The sequence below is a fragment of the Amycolatopsis sp. H20-H5 genome (genome assembly GCF_035828755.1).
In the GTDB taxonomy this organism is placed as follows: domain Bacteria; phylum Actinomycetota; class Actinomycetes; order Mycobacteriales; family Pseudonocardiaceae; genus Amycolatopsis.
On sequence record NZ_JAYMZS010000037.1, the window covers coordinates 30,314 to 46,275 of the forward strand.

Below are 15,962 nucleotides of genomic sequence, written 5' to 3' on the forward strand. Positions count from 1 at the left end.
GCTCTCAGCCCGTGAGAACCGGTTGGGTACGGCTGGGCCCGGGGCTAGCGTCGGATACAGCCGTAACACCCTCTCGCTAGGAGTACCCCGATGAGCGCGGACGCACCCGACACCTCCGCCTGGTCCTTCGAGACCAAGCAGATCCACTCGGGCGCGTCGCCCGATCCGGCCACCGGTGCTCGAGCCACGCCGATCTACCAGACGACGTCGTACGTCTTCCGCGACAGCCAGCACGGCGCGGACCTGTTCAGCCTCGCCGAGCCCGGCAACATCTACACGCGGATCATGAACCCCACCCAGGACGTGCTCGAACAGCGGCTCGCCGCGCTGGAAGGCGGTGTCGCCGCGCTCGCGTTCGCCTCCGGCTCGGCCGCCACCACCGCCGCGATCCTCAACCTGGCCAACTCCGGCGACCACTTCGTCTCCAGCCCGTCGCTCTACGGCGGCACCTACAATCTTTTCCACTACACGCTGCCGAAGCTGGGCATCGAGGTTACTTTCGTCGACGACCAGGACGACCTGGAGCAGTGGCGGGCCGCGGTCCGCCCGAACACCAAGCTCTTCTTCGCCGAGACGCTGGCCAACCCCGGCAGCAACGTGCTCGACATCCGCGGCGTCGCCGACGTCGCACACGAGTCCGGCGTGCCGCTGGTCGTCGACAACACCGTGCCGACGCCGTTCCTGCTGCGCCCGATCGAGCATGGCGCGGACGTCGTCGTCCACTCCGCCACCAAGTACCTAGGCGGGCACGGCACCACGGTCGCCGGGGTGCTCGTCGACGGCGGCACGTTCGACTTCGGCAAGGACCCGGCGCGGTTCCCCGGGTTCAACGAGGCCGATCCCAGCTATCACGGCCTCAAGTACTGGGAGGCGCTCGGCCCCGGCGCGTTCGCCGCGAAGGCGCGTGTGCAGATCCTGCGCGACACCGGCGCGGCCATCTCGCCGCTGAACAGTTTCCTCATCCTGCAAGGAATCGAGACGCTTTCGCTGCGTCTCGAGCGGCACGTGTCCAACGCGCAGGGGCTCGCCGAGTGGCTCGAAGCGCGCGACGAGGTCGAGAAGGTCTACTACGCGGGCCTGCCATCGAGCCCGTTTTACCAGGCCGCGCAGAAGTACCTGCCGCGCGGCGCCGGGGCGGTGCTGTCGTTCGACCTGCGTGGCGGCGTCGACGCGGGCCGGGCGTTCGTGGACGGGACCGAGCTGCACAGCCAGCTGGTCAACATCGGCGACGTCCGCAGCCTGATCGTCCACCCGGCTTCCACCACGCACAGCCAGCTCTCGCCGGAGGAGCAGCTTTCCAGCGGTGTCACGCCCGGCCTCGTCCGGCTGGCCGTCGGGCTCGAAGGCATCGACGACCTGAAGGCGGATCTGGAGGCCGGTTTCCGGGCGGCCAAGGCGGCTCTGTGAGTTCTTCCGGCGAAGGTCCCCTGCCCGTCACAGGAGCGTGGCGGGCAGGGGACCCACCCGGCCGGCGGAAGTGGATCACCGGCCCCGGCGCCTTGTCGCTGGAGGCCGGGGGTTCGCTGCCCGGCTACACGCTCGCCTACGAAACCTGGGGCACGCTCAACTCCGACGCGTCCAACGCGGTGCTGGTCGAGCACGCGCTCACCGGGGATTCCCACGCGGTGGGCCCGGCCGGCCCCGGGCACGTCAGCGCCGGTTGGTGGGGCGGGCTGATCGGGCCGGGCAAGGCACTGGACACCGGCGAGTACTTCGTGGTGGTGCCGAATGTCCTCGGCGGGTGCCAGGGGTCCACCGGGCCTTCTTCCCCCGACCCGGACGGACGGCCATGGGGGAGCCGGTTCCCGTCGGTGACCGTGCGGGACCAGGTCGTCGTGGAGGCCGCGCTGGCCGACGCGATCGGGATCTCGCGGTGGGCCGCGGTGCTCGGCGGGTCCATGGGCGGGATGCGGGCGCTGGAATGGGCAGTGGCACAGCCTTCGCGGGTCGCGTCCGTGCTCGTGGTGGCGTCGACGGCGGCCGCTTCCGCTGAGCAGATCGCTTGGGCTTCGCCACAGCTGCACGCCATCCGGTCCGATCCGCGATATCGGGGTGGAGACTTTTATGACGCGCTGCCCGGTGACGGGCCGCATGCCGGGTTGGGGATCGCCCGGCGGATCGCGCACGTGACCTACCGGAGCGAACCTGAGCTGGCGCAACGGTTCGGGCGGACGCCTCAGGGGGACGGGCGGTTCGCGGTGGAGTCCTATTTGGACCATCACGCGGACAAGCTGGTGCGGCGGTTCGACGCCGGGAGCTACGCGGTGCTGACCGAGTCCATGAACACGCACGATGTCGGGCGTGGCAGGGGCGGCGTCGCAGCCGCGCTGGAGCGGGTGACCGCCAGGGCCGTGGTGGCCGGGGTTGATTCGGACCGGCTATATCCGGTGTCACAGGCTCGGGACTTGGCCCGGGGGCTCGGTGTGGAGGCCGCGGTGATCACTTCGCCCTACGGGCACGACTCTTTCTTGATCGAAACTGGGCAGATCGCGGCCCTGGTCAAGGGTCTGCTGAGTTAGGCCTGGAGTGTCATGAAAGGGTCTTTCAGGGCAATTTTTGCCCTGAAAGACCCTTTCATGACACTAAAGCCCACTAAAGCCTCAGTCCTCGTCGGCCACCGCTTCGTTGATCCAATCGGGGACCGGGAGATCGCGGTCGAGGCACTCGGCGGAGAGGCGGATCGTCCAGCGGAGGGCTTGCAGGACCAGGCTGTCGACTTCGTCAGGGGCCGCGTTGGCCAGTGCGATCTCCACTTGCTCCTGGGCCGCCTCGGTGTTGCCGTGGACTTCGGCCAGCAGGGTTCGGACGGCGGTGCGGACCGGGGGATCCGCTTGGTCGATCGAGACCTCTTCGCCGTCCTCGTCGAAAACCTGGACCTTCACCGGGGCGCTGCCGCCGTCGCCGAGGGTGGAGACCATCGTGCTGCACTCGCCGAAGAGCAAGAGCATCAGTTCCTTGGTCTCCGCCGAGCGCTCCTGGGCCTCGGCGGCGGTCGGCGCGACCTCGTCGAGTGCTTCGGCGTCGGCGCCGAGGCTGATCGCGACCAGCGCTCGCTGCGCCTTCTCGACCAGCCGCAGTTCGTCTTCGCTCCTGTCGGACTGCACTCGCCTATCAAACACCAGCATCGCTGGTCTTGGGGATAGTCCGAACCCGGGTGGGTAGAGCTTGCTCAGTTCGCGGCGCGCAACGCACCGAGCGCGAGCTTGCAGAGCAGATCGGCGAGTTCGCCGTCACCGAGATGGCGGTTGTACGGTGTCGAGTTGATCAGGCCGAACACAGCGTGTGCCGCCGAACGCGCCGGTCGTTCGCCGATCCCCGGCACCGCGTCACTGATCGCGCGCACCCAGACCTCGACGTACTGCCGCTGCAGCGCTCGCACCTGACGGCGATCGACGTCGGTCAGGTTGGCGAGGTTGCGCTCCTGCACGGTGATCAACGCGGGGTGCTCGAGCGCGAAGTCGACGTGAAACCGGACGAGCGCTTCGAGGACCTCCGTGACTTCACCCGGCTGGCTCGCCCTGGCCGTGCCGCCCTCGAGCAGGTACCGGCTGATCGAGTTGAGCATCTCGCCGAGAATCGCGTCCTTGCTGCGGAAATGCCGGTAGAGAGCGGGCCCCGAGATGCCGACCGCGGCCCCGATGTCATCGATGCCGACGCCGTGAAAGCCGTGGTGGGCGAACAGCTCGGCGGCCGCGGTGAGGATTTGTTCGCGCCTGTTCGCCTTCTCGCCGTTCACGAGTGGGGTGGGGTTGGCCAGCATCTGGTCATAGTAGGGCCGCCGGTTAGCGAGCGCTAACATGCCGGCCTGCTTCCGGCGTAAGCCAAGCGGGTTGCCTGCTGAAACAAGTCTTCCGTGTGAAGAAGCTACCTGGTAGTTACTTAACCTGTTGAACCGTCACAAAGGAGTGACCCATGGCTGATGCTGCCCGGAAAAACTCGTTCCTTCGGTTGTGCGCGGCCCTGGGGGTCGCTGTGCTGGCGACGCTCGGCGCCGCCGGAACCGCCAACGCCGTCACCGCGACCAGTTACGTCGCACTCGGCGACTCCTATTCGTCCGGGGTGGGTGCCGGCAGTTACGGCAGCTCCGGCTCCTGCAAGCGCAGTGCCAATGCGTACCCGCAGCTGTGGGCCAACGCCCACGCGGGCACCCAGCTGACCTTCGTGGCCTGCTCCGGGGCGCGGACGAACGACGTGCTGAACCAGGCCGCGTCGGTGAACTCGTCCACCACCATGGTCTCCGTCACCGTCGGCGGCAACGACGCCGGATTCACGGACGTGATCACCACCTGCACGCTCAACGGTGACCAGGCCTGTATCGATCGGGTGAACACAGCGAAGAGCTACGTCAACAACACGCTGCCGTCACTGCTCGACAACGTCTACCGGACGATCAAGTCGAAGGCGCCGAGCGCGAAGCTGTACGTCCTCAGCTACCCGCGCTTCTACACGGTGCCGGGCTCGTGCAGCCTCGGTCTGAGCGACACCAAGCGGACCGCGATCAACTCGGGCTCGGACACGCTCGCTTCGGTCCTCTCGCAGCGGGCCTCCGCCGCGGGCGCGACCTTCGTCGACGTGCGGCCCGCGTTCACCGGGCACAACATCTGCTCGGGCGGCACGTCCTACCTCAACAGCCTCACCTTCCCGGTGGACGAGTCCTACCACCCGACGGCCGCCGGACAGTCCGGCGGCTACTACGCACCGTTCCGCTCCGTCACCGGCTGAGTCCGTACCGCTTGTCACGGACTTCTGGGGCTCGGGGTGAGTGAACTGGACAGCCAGGTTAGCGGTCGCTAACATCGCGGACGGAGTTAACGACCGCTAACCTGGATTCGGGAGCCATGGACACGCCGGTGCTGAGCAGTTCCGCCGATCCGCGCGGGGAAGAGTACGCACGCAGCGTCACCTCGCACGCCGAGCTTGTCGAAGACCTGCGCAAGCGCCTCGCCGTCGCCCGCCTCGGCGGGCCGGAGAAGGCCCGCACGCGCCACGTCGACCGAGGCAAGCTGCTGCCCCGCGAGCGGGTGGACACCCTGCTCGACCCGGGCTCGCCCTTCCTGGAGCTGTCGCCGCTCGCGGCGACCGGGCTCTACGACGACGAAGCGCCGTCCGCGAGCATCATCACCGGCATCGGACGCGTGTCCGGCCGCGAGTGCGTGATCGTCGCCAACGACGCCACGGTCAAGGGTGGCACCTACTACCCGCTGACCGTCAAGAAGCACCTGCGTGCCCAGGAAGTCGCGCTGCACAACAACCTGCCGTGCATCTACCTGGTGGACTCCGGCGGCGCGTTCCTGCCCCGGCAGGACGAGGTCTTCCCGGACCGCGAGCACTTCGGGCGCATCTTCTACAACCAGGCGACCATGTCGGCGCGCGGCATCCCGCAGATCGCCGCCGTCCTCGGTTCTTGCACCGCGGGTGGCGCGTACGTCCCGGCGATGAGCGACGAGGCCGTCATCGTGCGGAACCAGGGCACGATCTTCCTCGGCGGCCCGCCGCTGGTGAAGGCCGCGACCGGCGAGGTCGTCACGGCCGAGGAGCTCGGCGGCGGCGACGTGCACTCCCGGCAGTCCGGGGTCACCGACCACCTCGCCGACGACGACGCCCACGCGTTGCGCATCGTTCGCTCGATCGTGTCGACTCTTGGCCCGCGCACCCCCCGTCCGTGGGACGTGCAGCCGACCGAAGAGCCCGCTGTCGACCCGCGTGAGCTGTACGGCGTCGTGCCCGCGGACTCGCGGACCCCTTATGACGTGCGCGAGGTCATCGCGCGGATCGTCGACGGCAGCCGGTTCAACGAGTTCAAGAAGGAGTACGGCGCGACGCTGGTCACCGGCTTCGCGCACATCCACGGCCACCCGGTCGGCATCATCGCGAACAACGGCGTGCTCTTCGCCGAGTCCGCGATGAAGGGCGCGCACTTCATCGAGCTGTGTGACCGCCGCTCGATCCCGCTGCTGTTCCTGCAGAACATCACCGGTTTCATGGTTGGCAAGGCCTACGAAGCGGGCGGCATCGCCAAGCACGGCGCGAAGATGGTCACCGCGGTGGCCTGCGCTCGGGTGCCGAAGCTGACGGTCATCATCGGCGGCTCGTTCGGCGCCGGGAATTACTCGATGTGTGGCCGGGCGTACTCGCCGCGCTTCCTGTGGATGTGGCCGAACGCGCGGATCTCCGTGATGGGCGGCGAGCAGGCGGCGTCGGTGCTGTCGACGGTCCGCCGTGACGCCATCGAAGGTCGCGGCGGCGAATGGGCAGAAGAGGACGAAGAGACGTTCAAGGATCCGATCCGCGAGCAGTACGAGGCGCAGGGCAGCCCTTACTACTCGACGGCGCGGTTGTGGGACGACGGCGTGATCGACCCGGCGGACACCCGCACGGTGCTCGGCCTCGCGTTGTCGGCCGCCGCAAACGCGCCGCTGCCCGAGGTCAACTACGGCGTCTTCAGGATGTGAGCATGTTCGACACTGTTCTGGTCGCGAACCGCGGCGAGATCGCCGTCCGCGTCATCCGCACGCTGCGCGACCTGGGAATCCGGTCCGTCGCGGTGTACAGCGACGCCGACGCCGACGCGCGGCATGTCCGCGAGGCGCACACCGCCGTCCGCATCGGCCCGGCCGAAGCGGCGAAAAGCTATTTGTCGATTCCGGCGATCGTCCAGGCCGCCGTGGACACGGGCGCGCAGGCCGTGCACCCGGGTTACGGCTTCCTGGCTGAAAACGCCGAGTTCGCGCGGGCCTGTGAGACCGCCGGGCTGGTGTTCATCGGGCCGCCGGTCAGCGCGATCGAGGCGATGGGCGACAAGATCCGGGCCAAGGCCACTGTTTCCAAGGCCGGGGTACCGGTGGTCCCTGGATCATCCGATGTGGACATTCCGGAGGGCGGCTTCCCCGACGCCGCGGCCAAAGTGGGCTACCCGCTGCTGATCAAGCCGTCCGCCGGTGGTGGCGGCAAGGGGATGCACCTGGTCGAGGATCCGGCCGAGCTGCTCGACTCCGTCGAAACCGCGCGGCGTGAGGCCAAGAGCTCGTTCGGCGACGACACGTTGCTGATCGAACGGTTCGTCACCACCCCGCGCCACATCGAGATCCAGGTGCTCGCGGACACCCACGGCAACGTCATCCACCTCGGCGAGCGCGAGTGCAGCCTGCAGCGGCGGCACCAGAAGATCGTCGAGGAGGCGCCTTCGGTGCTGCTCGACGAGGCGACGCGCGCCAAGATGGGCGCGTCGGCCGTCGAGGCGGCGCGTTCGGTGGGCTACGTCGGCGCCGGGACGGTGGAGTTCATCCTGTCCGCGCACAGCCCGGACGAGTACTTCTTCATGGAGATGAACACCCGCCTGCAGGTCGAGCACCCGGTGACCGAGCTGGTCACCGGGCTGGACCTGGTCGAGTGGCAGGTGAAGATCGCCGCCGGCGCGCACCTGACCGTGCGCCAGGACGACGTCGAGCTGACCGGGCACGCGGTGGAAGTCCGTGTCTACGCCGAGGATCCGGCCCGCGGGTTCATCCCGACGGGTGGGACGGTTCTGGCGGTGCACGAGCCTTCCGGCGACGGGGTGCGCGTCGACTCGTGGATGAGCAAGGGCGCGGTCATCGGCTCGAACTACGACCCGATGCTCGCCAAGATCATCGCCTGGGGCCCGGATCGCGCCGCCGCGCTGCACCGGCTCGACCTGGCGCTCGCGGACACCGCGTTGCTGGGCGTCGGCACCAACATCGCCTTCCTGCGGGCATTGCTGGCCGACGACGACGTCCGCGCGGGGAAACTCGACACCGAGCTCGTCGACCGGCGACTGTCCACTTTGGTCTCGGACGAGGTGCCCGAGGAGTTCTTCGTCGCCGCCGCACTGGACCGGTTGCTGGACCTGCAGCCGACGGCGTCCATTGTGGACCCCTGGGACGTTCCGGCGGGCTGGCGACTCGGCGCTTCCGGCGGGATCGACTTCCACCTGAAGTCGGGGGCGGTGGAGTCCTCGGTCCGTGTCGTGGGAACTCCCTCCGACGCAACGGTTTCCGTCGACGGTGGCGATCCGGTGCCGATGTCCGCGCGGCGTGACGGTGATGTGCTGGAGGTCCGCCACTCCGGGGGATTCCGCCGCTACCGGCACGCGGCCGGATCCGCGCGCACGGTGTGGCTTTCACGCGACGGCCACGGCGTCGCGATCGGCGAGCGTGAGAATTCGCGGTCCTCGGCGGCCGCGGCGGCCGGTGGCGGGCCGGTGACCAGCCCGATGCCGGGCACTGTGCTGGTGGTCAAGGTCGCCGCCGGAGACACGGTGAGTGCGGGGACCCCGCTGCTCATCGTGGAGGCCATGAAGATGGAGCACACGATCACCGCGCCGATCGACGGCGTGGTCAGTGAGCTTCCCGTCCGGGCGGGCCAACAGGTCGCGCTGGACGAAACCCTTGTCGTCGTGCTACCCCACGAGGAGAACCAGTCATGATCGACTTCCGCCTGGACGAAGAGTACGAGGCCCTGCGCAAGACGGTCGAGGACTTCGCGCACAGCGAGGTCGCTCCCGTCATCGGTGACCTTTATCAGCGTGAAGAGTTCCCGTACGCGATCGTCGCGAAGATGGGCGAGATGGGCCTGTTCGGGCTGCCCTTCTCCGAGGAGTTCGGCGGCATGGGCGGCGACTACTTCGCGCTCTGCCTCGCACTGGAGGAGCTCGCGCGGGTCGACTCGTCGGTCGCTATCACGCTCGAAGCGGGTGTTTCCCTTGGTGCGATGCCGATCTACCGCTTCGGTACCCAGGAGCAGAAGGAAACCTGGCTGCCCTCGCTGTGTGCCGGTGAGGCACTCGGCGGCTTCGGCCTGACCGAGCCGGGCGGCGGCTCGGACGCGGGCGCCACCCGCACGCGGGCGCGGCTCGACGGCGACGAGTGGGTCATCAACGGCAGCAAGTCGTTCATCACCAACTCCGGCACCGACATCACCAAGCTGGTCACCGTCACCGCGGTCACCGACGTGCGGGAGAACGGCCGCAAGGAGATCTCCGCGATCATCGTGCCGTCCGGTACGCCCGGTTTCGCCGTGTCGCCCAAGTACTCCAAGGTCGGCTGGAACTGCTCCGACACCCACGAGCTCTCCTTCGACGACGTCCGCGTGCCCGCCGAGAACCTCGTCGGCGTGCGCGGCCGCGGCTACGCCCAGTTCCTGTCCATTTTGGACGAGGGTCGCGTGGCGATCGCGGCACTGAGTGTGGGGCTTGCCCAGGGCTGCATCGACGAGTGCCTCAAGTACGTCAAGGAGCGTGAGGCGTTCGGCCACAAGATCGGCGAGTACCAGGCGATCCAGTTCAAGATCGCCGACATGGAGGTCCGCGCGCACACGGCTCGCCTCGCCTACTACGCGGCGGCGTCGAAGATGCTGCGCGGCGAGCCGTTCAAGCATGAGGCGTCGATCGCGAAGCTGGTCGCCTCCAACGCGGCCATGGACAACGCCCGTGAGGGCACGCAGATCTTCGGCGGCTACGGCTTCATGAACGAGTTCCCGGTGAGCCGTTTCTACCGCGACGCCAAGATCCTGGAGATCGGCGAGGGCACCAGCGAGGTCCAGCGCATGCTGATCTCACGCCACCTCGGCGTCGCCTGAAGTCTTGTTCAACGGTCCCTGAAGGCCACCATGACGGCGTTAGACGCCGTCATGGTGGCCTTCAGGGACAGTCAGCCTCAAGGAGTTGGACGACGCTGCGGCGCAGGTGATCAGGGATGCCGGGGCCAAGCCGTCGTTCCTCGGCTATCACCCCCGCTGGGCGCCGATGCCGTACCCGGGAGTGCTCTGCACGAGCGTCAACGATGCCGTCGTGCACGGCATCCCGAGTGCGTACGAGCTGCGTGACGGGGACCTCGTCAGCATCGACTGCGGGGCGTACATCGACGGCTGGCATGGGGACGCCGCGATCAGCTTCGTCGTCGGCAACGCCGATCCCGTGCTCATCGCGACGACCGAGCGCGGGCTGGCCGCCGGGATCGCCGCCGCGCTCGCGGGTGGCAAGCTCGGGGACATCTCGCACGCGGTCGGGTCGGTCGGCCGCAAGGCTGGATACGGCCTGCTGGAGGACCACGGTGGGCACGGGATCGGGCGGGCGATGCACGAGGATCCGCACGTGCCGAACGAGGGCAAGGCCGGTAAGGGCATGCGGCTGAAGCCTGGGCTGGTGCTCGCGATCGAGCCGATGTTCCTGGCGGGCGGGCGTGATGACTACTTCCACGCTGACGACGGCTGGACGCTGCACACCGCCGACGGCACCCGGGCCGCGCACGTCGAGCACACCGTGGCGATCACCGAAGACGGTCCGCGCGTGCTCACACTGTTGTAGAACGGGCTCATGACTGATTTCGACATCCGCCACGGCGGATCGGGGGACTACGAGGCGTTGCTGGGCATGTTCGACGACGCCGTGGCGTGGCTCGTCGAGCGTGGCAGCGCTGGCCAATGGGGTACCGAGCCGTTCTCGGCGGTGCCCAGGCAGGTCGCGCGCGTCCGCGGCATGGTGGATGGCGAGGATCTTTACATCGCCGAGGTCGACGGTGTCCCGGCTGGTGCGCTGGTCCTGGGTGCTCGGTCCGAAGACATCCCCGCGGTCGCCGAGCCGGAGGTCTATGTCCGGTTGCTGATCACCTCGCGCAAGTTCGGCGGGCACCGGGTCGGTGCGCGGCTGATCGAGTTCACGCTGGCCGAGGCCGGGCGGCAGGGGGTGGATCTCGTCCGCGTCGACTGCTGGGCGGGTGGTGACGGCTCGCTCGTGCGGTACTACCAGGGGCAGGGCTTCGCTCCGACTGTCCGGTTTGACGTCAAGGGCTGGACCGGGCAGGTCCTCGAGCAACGCGTGGGGTAGCGGGCGGCGGTGATCCGGGGCACCATAGTTGACGTAGTGCCAATAGGCTCGTCGACGAGGATGGAGCGTGTCATGGCCGGTCAGCCGCGTTCGCTTGCGGGCAGGGTCGTAGTCATCACCGGTGGGGCGCGGGGGATCGGCGCCGCCACCGCCGTCGCGCTCGCCCGGCTGGGCGCGAGGGTCGTGGTGGGGGACCTCGACCAGGTCCAGGCGGAGAAAACCGCCGCTGAGCTGGGCGGGAACGCGCTGGCGCTGCCGCTGGACGTCACCGATCCGAAGGGGTTCACCGCCTTCCTTGACGAGGTGGAGGAGCGAGTCGGGCCGATCGACGTGCTGATCAACAACGCCGGGATCATGCCGTTGTCGCCGCTGGACGAGGAGGACGACGCGGCCACGCGGCGCTTGCTGGCGATCAACCTGCACGCCGTCATCCACGGCACGCGGGAGGCGATGGTGCGGATGCGGCCGCGCGGCACGGGGCACATCGTCAACATCGCCTCGATGGCGGGCAAGGCGGGCTTTCCCGGCGCGGCGACCTACTGCGCGACCAAGCATGCCGTCGTCGGGCTGTCGGAATCGGTGCACTTGGAGCTTCGCGGGACCGGCGTGCTGGTGTCCTGCGTGATGCCCGCGGTGGTGCGCACGGAGTTGGCCAGCGGGCTCGGCGAGGCGAGGTTCATCAAATCGGTCCAGCCGGAGGACGTGGCGCAGGCCATCGTGGCGGCCTTGCGCCGTCCCAAATTCGACGTCTTCGTACCCTCTTCGCTCGACGCCATGGGCAGGATCACACGGCTGCTGCCCCGCAAGGCGGGGGAATGGCTCGTCCGCTCGCTCGGCGGGGACCGGCTTTTGGCTTCTGCAGTGCATTCCACGGCTCGCGCGGACTATGAGGCGCGGGCCGCGCACAGCGCTCCCGCGGCGGAGGAAAGGGACGTTTCTTGACTCGGACGGCCTAACCACCGTCCGAAGTGGACCGCTTGCCGGGTGCTTGCGGCAGTGTCGGTGTTGAGTCGAAGGCCCGAGCCCGGCAAGATTGCCTCCACCGGTTCAGCTTCAGCAGGAGGCAAGACATGGCTTCACCCCCCGCACGGCTGGCCGCCGCGGCGTCGAACGTCGTCGGCAAGGTCTTCCACGGTGGTGTCGCCGACCTGCGCCCGATGCCCCGGGTGCTGATCGACCAGGGCCCGAACCGCTCCGTCTACCGGATGACGACCGGTGCGGCGCCCGCGTCCGGCCCGCCGGTCCTGCTGGTGCCGCCGCTGGCCGCCCCGGTGATCTGCTTCGACCTGCGGCGCGGCTGCAGCCTGGTCGAGCACCTGGTCGAAACCGGCCGGAACACCTACCTGGTCGACTACGGCAACGTCGCGTTCGCCGACCGGCGGCTCGGCATCGAGCACTGGATCGACGAGGTGCTGCCGCGGGCGATCCGCAAGGTCAGCGAGGACGCCGGCGGGCAGGGCGTGCACCTGGTCTCGTGGTCGCTCGGCGGCATCTTCTCCATGCTGGTCACCGCCGACTCACCCGAGCTGCCGATCGAGTCGGTCACCGCGATCGGCTCGCCGGTGGACTTCACCGCCATCCCCATCATGGCGCCGTTCCGGCCCTTGGTGGACCTCACCGGCGGCCACCTGCTGACCCCGATCTACCGTGCGTTCGGCGGCGCGCCGTCCTACCTGGTCACCCGCGTGTTCCGCGCGACCGGGCTCAGCAAGGAGATCACCAAGCCGATCGCGATCCTCAAGAATCTCGACGACCGGGACTACCTCGCGCAGATCGAGGCGGTCGACCACTTCATGGACAACATGATCGCCTATCCCGGCCGGACGTTCGGGCAGCTGTACCACCGGCTGTTCCGCACGAACGACCTGGCCGAGGGCAAGGTCGACCTCAACGGCCGGGTCATCTCGCTGTCCGACGTGAAGGTCCCGATGCTGGTCGTCGCGGGGGAGAACGACACGATCGCGCCCCGGGCGTCGGTCGAACGGGTGGTGGAACTGCTCGAAAGCGCGCCTTCCGTGCGCTTCGAGACCGCGCCGGGCGGGCACCTCGGTGTGCTGACCGGGCGCAAGGCCCGCGGCACGACCTGGCGCTACCTCGACGGTTTCCTCGACGACCGGGGCTGAGCTCGCGTTGGTCCCTGAAGGCCACCTTCACGGCGTCTAACGCTGTGAAGGTGGCCTTCAGGGACTTGGGAACCGGAGAAGTAGTCGCTTCTCTTGCTCCCTCGCTTCCGGCCGCGTTGGTCCGAACGGGCCATCCGAAGGTCGGTTGACGCCACGGAGCGCGGTGCGTTGTACTCAGCGCGTCAACAAAAGAAAATTCCTCCCCAACCCCCTCCTCACCGCGTTCCCATACTAGGTATTCCTGTTGCCTTATTGGCTTTCGCGGTTGTTGCTGCCCGCCTAACCTGAGAAGGAATCAAGATGGTGGAGTTCACCAAGGGTGCCCGGATTCTGGCCGCGCTCGCCGCGACCGGGGTCGTCTGTTCGATGGCCGTCCCCGCCACGGCGGTGGCCGCGCCCGCCAAGGCGCAGCACGCCTATGGCGCGCTGGTCGACAAGAATCGCGCTCGTACCCACGACGCCCTCCCGCTGCGCGCCGCGGCCACCCAGTCGGCCGCGGCACTGCCGTCGAGTGTCGACCTCAGCAACTACCTGCCCTCGATCGGCGACCAGGGTCAGGTCGGATCGTGTGTGGCCTGGGCGATCGACTGGACTTCCATCACGATCATGGAGAACGAGCAGGGCATCAAGGGCGCCCCGCACGCGCCGATGTACACCTACGCCCAGATCGCGCGGGGCAACGACAATGGCAGTTACGCCGCGCAGCACTTCAAGATTCTCAAAAGCCAGGGCCTGGACACCAAGTCCGACTACTGGCAGGGCGACTTCGACTACACCACTCAGCCCGACAAGGCCGAGAAGAGCAACGCCGCGCACTGGAAGCTTTCGGGCTCGACGAGTTTGAACACCGGCAGCGCGCTCGTCGACGACGTCAAGAACTCTCTGGCGCAGGGTATGCCGGTGGTTTTCGCATTCCAGGTGTATCAGAGTTTTGAAGACCTGAATTCGTCGACCGCGGCCAACTACAGCTATTACCCGACCGCTTCGGAACTGCGCGGCGATTCGCTGGGCGGGCACGAAGTCACGATTGTCGGCTACAGCGACAAGGGCGTGAAGGTCGCCAACTCGTGGGGCAGGAGCTGGGGCACCAAGGGCTACGTCACGTTGCCGTGGAAGTTCGTGACCAACCAGATCGAAGAGGCCGACGCCGTCGGCAAGATGGTCGCCAGCTAGTCAGTCGCCAGGGGCCCTTCCCGCCGGGAAGGGCCCCTTCGCGCATCACTGGGACATCCACTCCGTGGACCGGTGATTGAACAGCAGCACCATGGCGGCGACGGCCAGTGCGATCCCGAAACCGCTGAGGGCCGCGCCGCTGGCGATGTTGTACAGCGCGCCCAGCACCACGATCACCTCGAGGACCGCGAGTGCGGGCCGGATCCTGATCCGGAACGAGCGCAGCGTCACCGCGCAGAACAACAGTGCGAGTCCGAGGAGTGCGCTTTCCCCGATCAGGAAGGGCGCGAGTGCCGTGACCTCTTGGTGGTGCTCTTTGCGGCTGGCGACCTCAGCGACCGCCAGCGCGGCGCCGACCAGGTTGGCCACGACCTGGAAGTAGACGATCACCAGTGCGGCCTTGACCCGCCCCGGCATGGCCGCACGGACTACTGGCACCGGACCGTCCACGGCGAGCTCCTCCCACTCCGGGCCCGTGACGCCGGGCTCTTGTCCGGATGAGCGTAGGAGCTTCGCGGGGGACCGGTCCCGAGTCGGCCCCGCATGAGATGAACGGTCCGTTCATCACGTCTGGGAGCGGGCCGGACGCGTCTCTCGGGAGCTACTTGAGCTCCGCGCTCGACTTACCGAGCACCCGGCGGGCCACGATGAGCTGCTGGATCTGCTGGGTCCCCTCGAAGATGTCCAGGATCTTCGCGTCCCGGCTCCACTTTTCCAGCAGGGATTCCTCGGTGTAGCCCACGGTTCCGGCCAGCTCGACGCAGCGGAGCGTGATGTCGACGACCGAGCGGCCCGCCTTCGCCTTGGCCATCGAGGCCTGCAGGGAGTTCGGCTTGCGGTTGTCGGCCATCCAGGCCGATTCGAGCGTCAGGAGGTAGGCCGCCTCGTAGTCCGCCTCGAGCTGGATGAAGGCGGCCGCGGCCGCGTGCTGGATGTTGGCGGGCTTGTCGTAGTCGATCGTCACACCGGCCTCGGTGAGGATTCGCTGGGTCTCCTCGAGCGCCGCGCGTGCGACGCCGACGCCCATCGCGGCCACCAAGGGACGAGTGTTGTCGAAGGTCTGCATGACGCCTGCGAAGCTCTTGGCGCTGTCGATCTCCGGGGTGCCGAGGAGGTTTTCCTTGGGCACGCGGCAGTTTTCGAAGCGCAGCACGGCCGTGTCGGACGCGCGGATGCCGAGTTTGTGCTCGACGCGGACGACCTCGAAGCCGGGGGTGCCCTTCTCCACGAAGAATGACTTGATCGCGGCCTTGCCCTTGCTCTTGTCGAGTGTGGCCCAGACGACGACGGAGTCGGCGCGCTGGCCGGAGGTCACGAAGATCTTCTCGCCGTTGATCACGTAGTCGTCGCCTTCGAGCTTCGCCGTGGTCGTGATCGCGGCCGAGTCGGAGCCGCAGCTCGGCTCGGTGATCGCCATCGCGGCCCAGGTCTTGCCGAAGCGCTTGAGCTGCTCGTCGGTGGCGACGGAGCCGATCGCCGCGTTGCCGAGGCCCTGACGCGGCATCGAGAGCAGGAGGCCGACGTCGCCCCAGCACATCTCGATCGTGCCGAGCACGATGTTCAGGTTGGCGCCGTTGCGGTTGGCCGCCTTCTTGGCGTTGTCGTCGTCGCCGCGACGTACGCCCGCCGCGCCCGCGCCGCCCTCGCCGGACGAGTTGAGCCCGTCCAGCAGTGCCGCGAACATGTCGAGCTCGGCCGGGTAGGTGTGCTCCGCGCTGTCGTACTTGCGCGAGATCGGCCGGAACACCTCGGCCGCGGCCTGGTACGCCTGGTTGACCAGTGCGCCGGCCTTCTTCGGAACCTCAAGGTTGAACATGTCTTGCCTT

General features: G+C 68.1%; 14 protein-coding genes and 1 pseudogene. 11 read left to right on the top strand and 4 right to left on the bottom strand.

Annotated features, from left to right (window positions below; translation table 11 throughout):
• Positions 1-90: 90 nt before the first annotated feature.
• Both QMK34_RS21240 and metX read left to right on the top strand, forming a co-directional pair.
• Positions 91-1,407, top strand: a complete 1,317-nt coding sequence (locus QMK34_RS21240) for a bifunctional o-acetylhomoserine/o-acetylserine sulfhydrylase (protein WP_326415920.1) — start codon at positions 91-93, stop codon at positions 1,405-1,407.
• Positions 1,404-2,519, top strand: coding sequence for a homoserine O-acetyltransferase MetX (gene metX, locus QMK34_RS21245; RefSeq protein ID WP_326415921.1), 1,116 nt, complete (start codon positions 1,404-1,406; stop codon positions 2,517-2,519). The genes QMK34_RS21240 and metX overlap by 4 nt, the downstream gene beginning before the upstream one ends.
• A gap of 81 nt (positions 2,520-2,600) precedes the next feature.
• Here metX and QMK34_RS21250 read toward each other — a convergent pair whose 3' ends face one another.
• Together QMK34_RS21250 and QMK34_RS21255 are read right to left on the bottom strand one after the other, a co-directional pair.
• Positions 2,601-3,104 (bottom strand): hypothetical protein, encoded by a 504-nt coding sequence (locus QMK34_RS21250; protein WP_326415922.1) that lies wholly within the window; start codon positions 3,102-3,104, stop codon positions 2,601-2,603.
• A gap of 65 nt (positions 3,105-3,169) precedes the next feature.
• On the bottom strand, positions 3,170-3,760 hold the full coding sequence (locus QMK34_RS21255) for an SACE_7040 family transcriptional regulator (protein WP_326415958.1): 591 nt from the start codon (positions 3,758-3,760) through the stop codon (positions 3,170-3,172).
• Between the two features lie 152 nt (positions 3,761-3,912).
• Here QMK34_RS21255 and QMK34_RS21260 point away from each other — a divergent pair, with 152 nt between their 5' ends.
• The 9 genes and pseudogenes from QMK34_RS21260 to QMK34_RS21300 all read left to right on the top strand — a co-directional run bounded on the left by QMK34_RS21260 (position 3,913) and on the right by QMK34_RS21300 (position 14,136).
• Positions 3,913-4,722: an SGNH/GDSL hydrolase family protein gene (locus QMK34_RS21260; protein WP_326415923.1), complete on the top strand. Its 810-nt coding sequence runs from the start codon at positions 3,913-3,915 to the stop codon at positions 4,720-4,722.
• A 116-nt stretch (positions 4,723-4,838) separates the two neighbouring features.
• Complete coding sequence (locus QMK34_RS21265) at positions 4,839-6,452, top strand: carboxyl transferase domain-containing protein (protein ID WP_326415924.1); 1,614 nt, start codon at positions 4,839-4,841, stop codon at positions 6,450-6,452.
• A 2-nt stretch (positions 6,453-6,454) separates the two neighbouring features.
• On the top strand, positions 6,455-8,443 hold the full coding sequence (locus QMK34_RS21270; RefSeq protein ID WP_326415925.1) for an acetyl/propionyl/methylcrotonyl-CoA carboxylase subunit alpha: 1,989 nt from the start codon (positions 6,455-6,457) through the stop codon (positions 8,441-8,443).
• Positions 8,440-9,594 carry an acyl-CoA dehydrogenase family protein gene (locus QMK34_RS21275; RefSeq protein WP_326415926.1) on the top strand — a complete coding sequence of 385 codons (1,155 nt, stop codon included), beginning with the start codon at positions 8,440-8,442 and terminating at the stop codon, positions 9,592-9,594. Before QMK34_RS21270 ends, QMK34_RS21275 begins: the two co-directional genes overlap by 4 nt.
• A gap of 70 nt (positions 9,595-9,664) precedes the next feature.
• Positions 9,665-10,321, top strand: a pseudogene (gene map / locus QMK34_RS21280) (type I methionyl aminopeptidase); the annotation flags it as partial.
• A 9-nt stretch (positions 10,322-10,330) separates the two neighbouring features.
• Positions 10,331-10,840: a GNAT family N-acetyltransferase gene (locus QMK34_RS21285; protein WP_326415927.1), complete on the top strand. Its 510-nt coding sequence runs from the start codon at positions 10,331-10,333 to the stop codon at positions 10,838-10,840.
• Between the two features lie 72 nt (positions 10,841-10,912).
• Positions 10,913-11,782: an SDR family oxidoreductase gene (locus QMK34_RS21290; RefSeq protein WP_326415929.1), complete on the top strand. Its 870-nt coding sequence runs from the start codon at positions 10,913-10,915 to the stop codon at positions 11,780-11,782.
• Between the two features lie 128 nt (positions 11,783-11,910).
• Positions 11,911-12,963 carry an alpha/beta fold hydrolase gene (locus tag QMK34_RS21295; protein ID WP_326415930.1) on the top strand — a complete coding sequence of 351 codons (1,053 nt, stop codon included), beginning with the start codon at positions 11,911-11,913 and terminating at the stop codon, positions 12,961-12,963.
• Between the two features lie 300 nt (positions 12,964-13,263).
• Positions 13,264-14,136 (top strand): C1 family peptidase, encoded by an 873-nt coding sequence (locus tag QMK34_RS21300; RefSeq protein WP_326415931.1) that lies wholly within the window; start codon positions 13,264-13,266, stop codon positions 14,134-14,136.
• 45 nt (positions 14,137-14,181) lie between these two features.
• On the opposite strand, the gene QMK34_RS21305 is transcribed toward QMK34_RS21300, so the two are convergent.
• Positions 14,182-14,586 (bottom strand): hypothetical protein, encoded by a 405-nt coding sequence (locus tag QMK34_RS21305; protein ID WP_326415932.1) that lies wholly within the window; start codon positions 14,584-14,586, stop codon positions 14,182-14,184.
• Between the two features lie 151 nt (positions 14,587-14,737).
• A complete protein-coding gene (locus QMK34_RS21310; RefSeq protein WP_326415933.1) occupies positions 14,738-15,952 on the bottom strand; it encodes an acyl-CoA dehydrogenase family protein in 1,215 nt (404 codons plus the stop codon).
• Positions 15,953-15,962 lie beyond the last annotated feature (10 nt).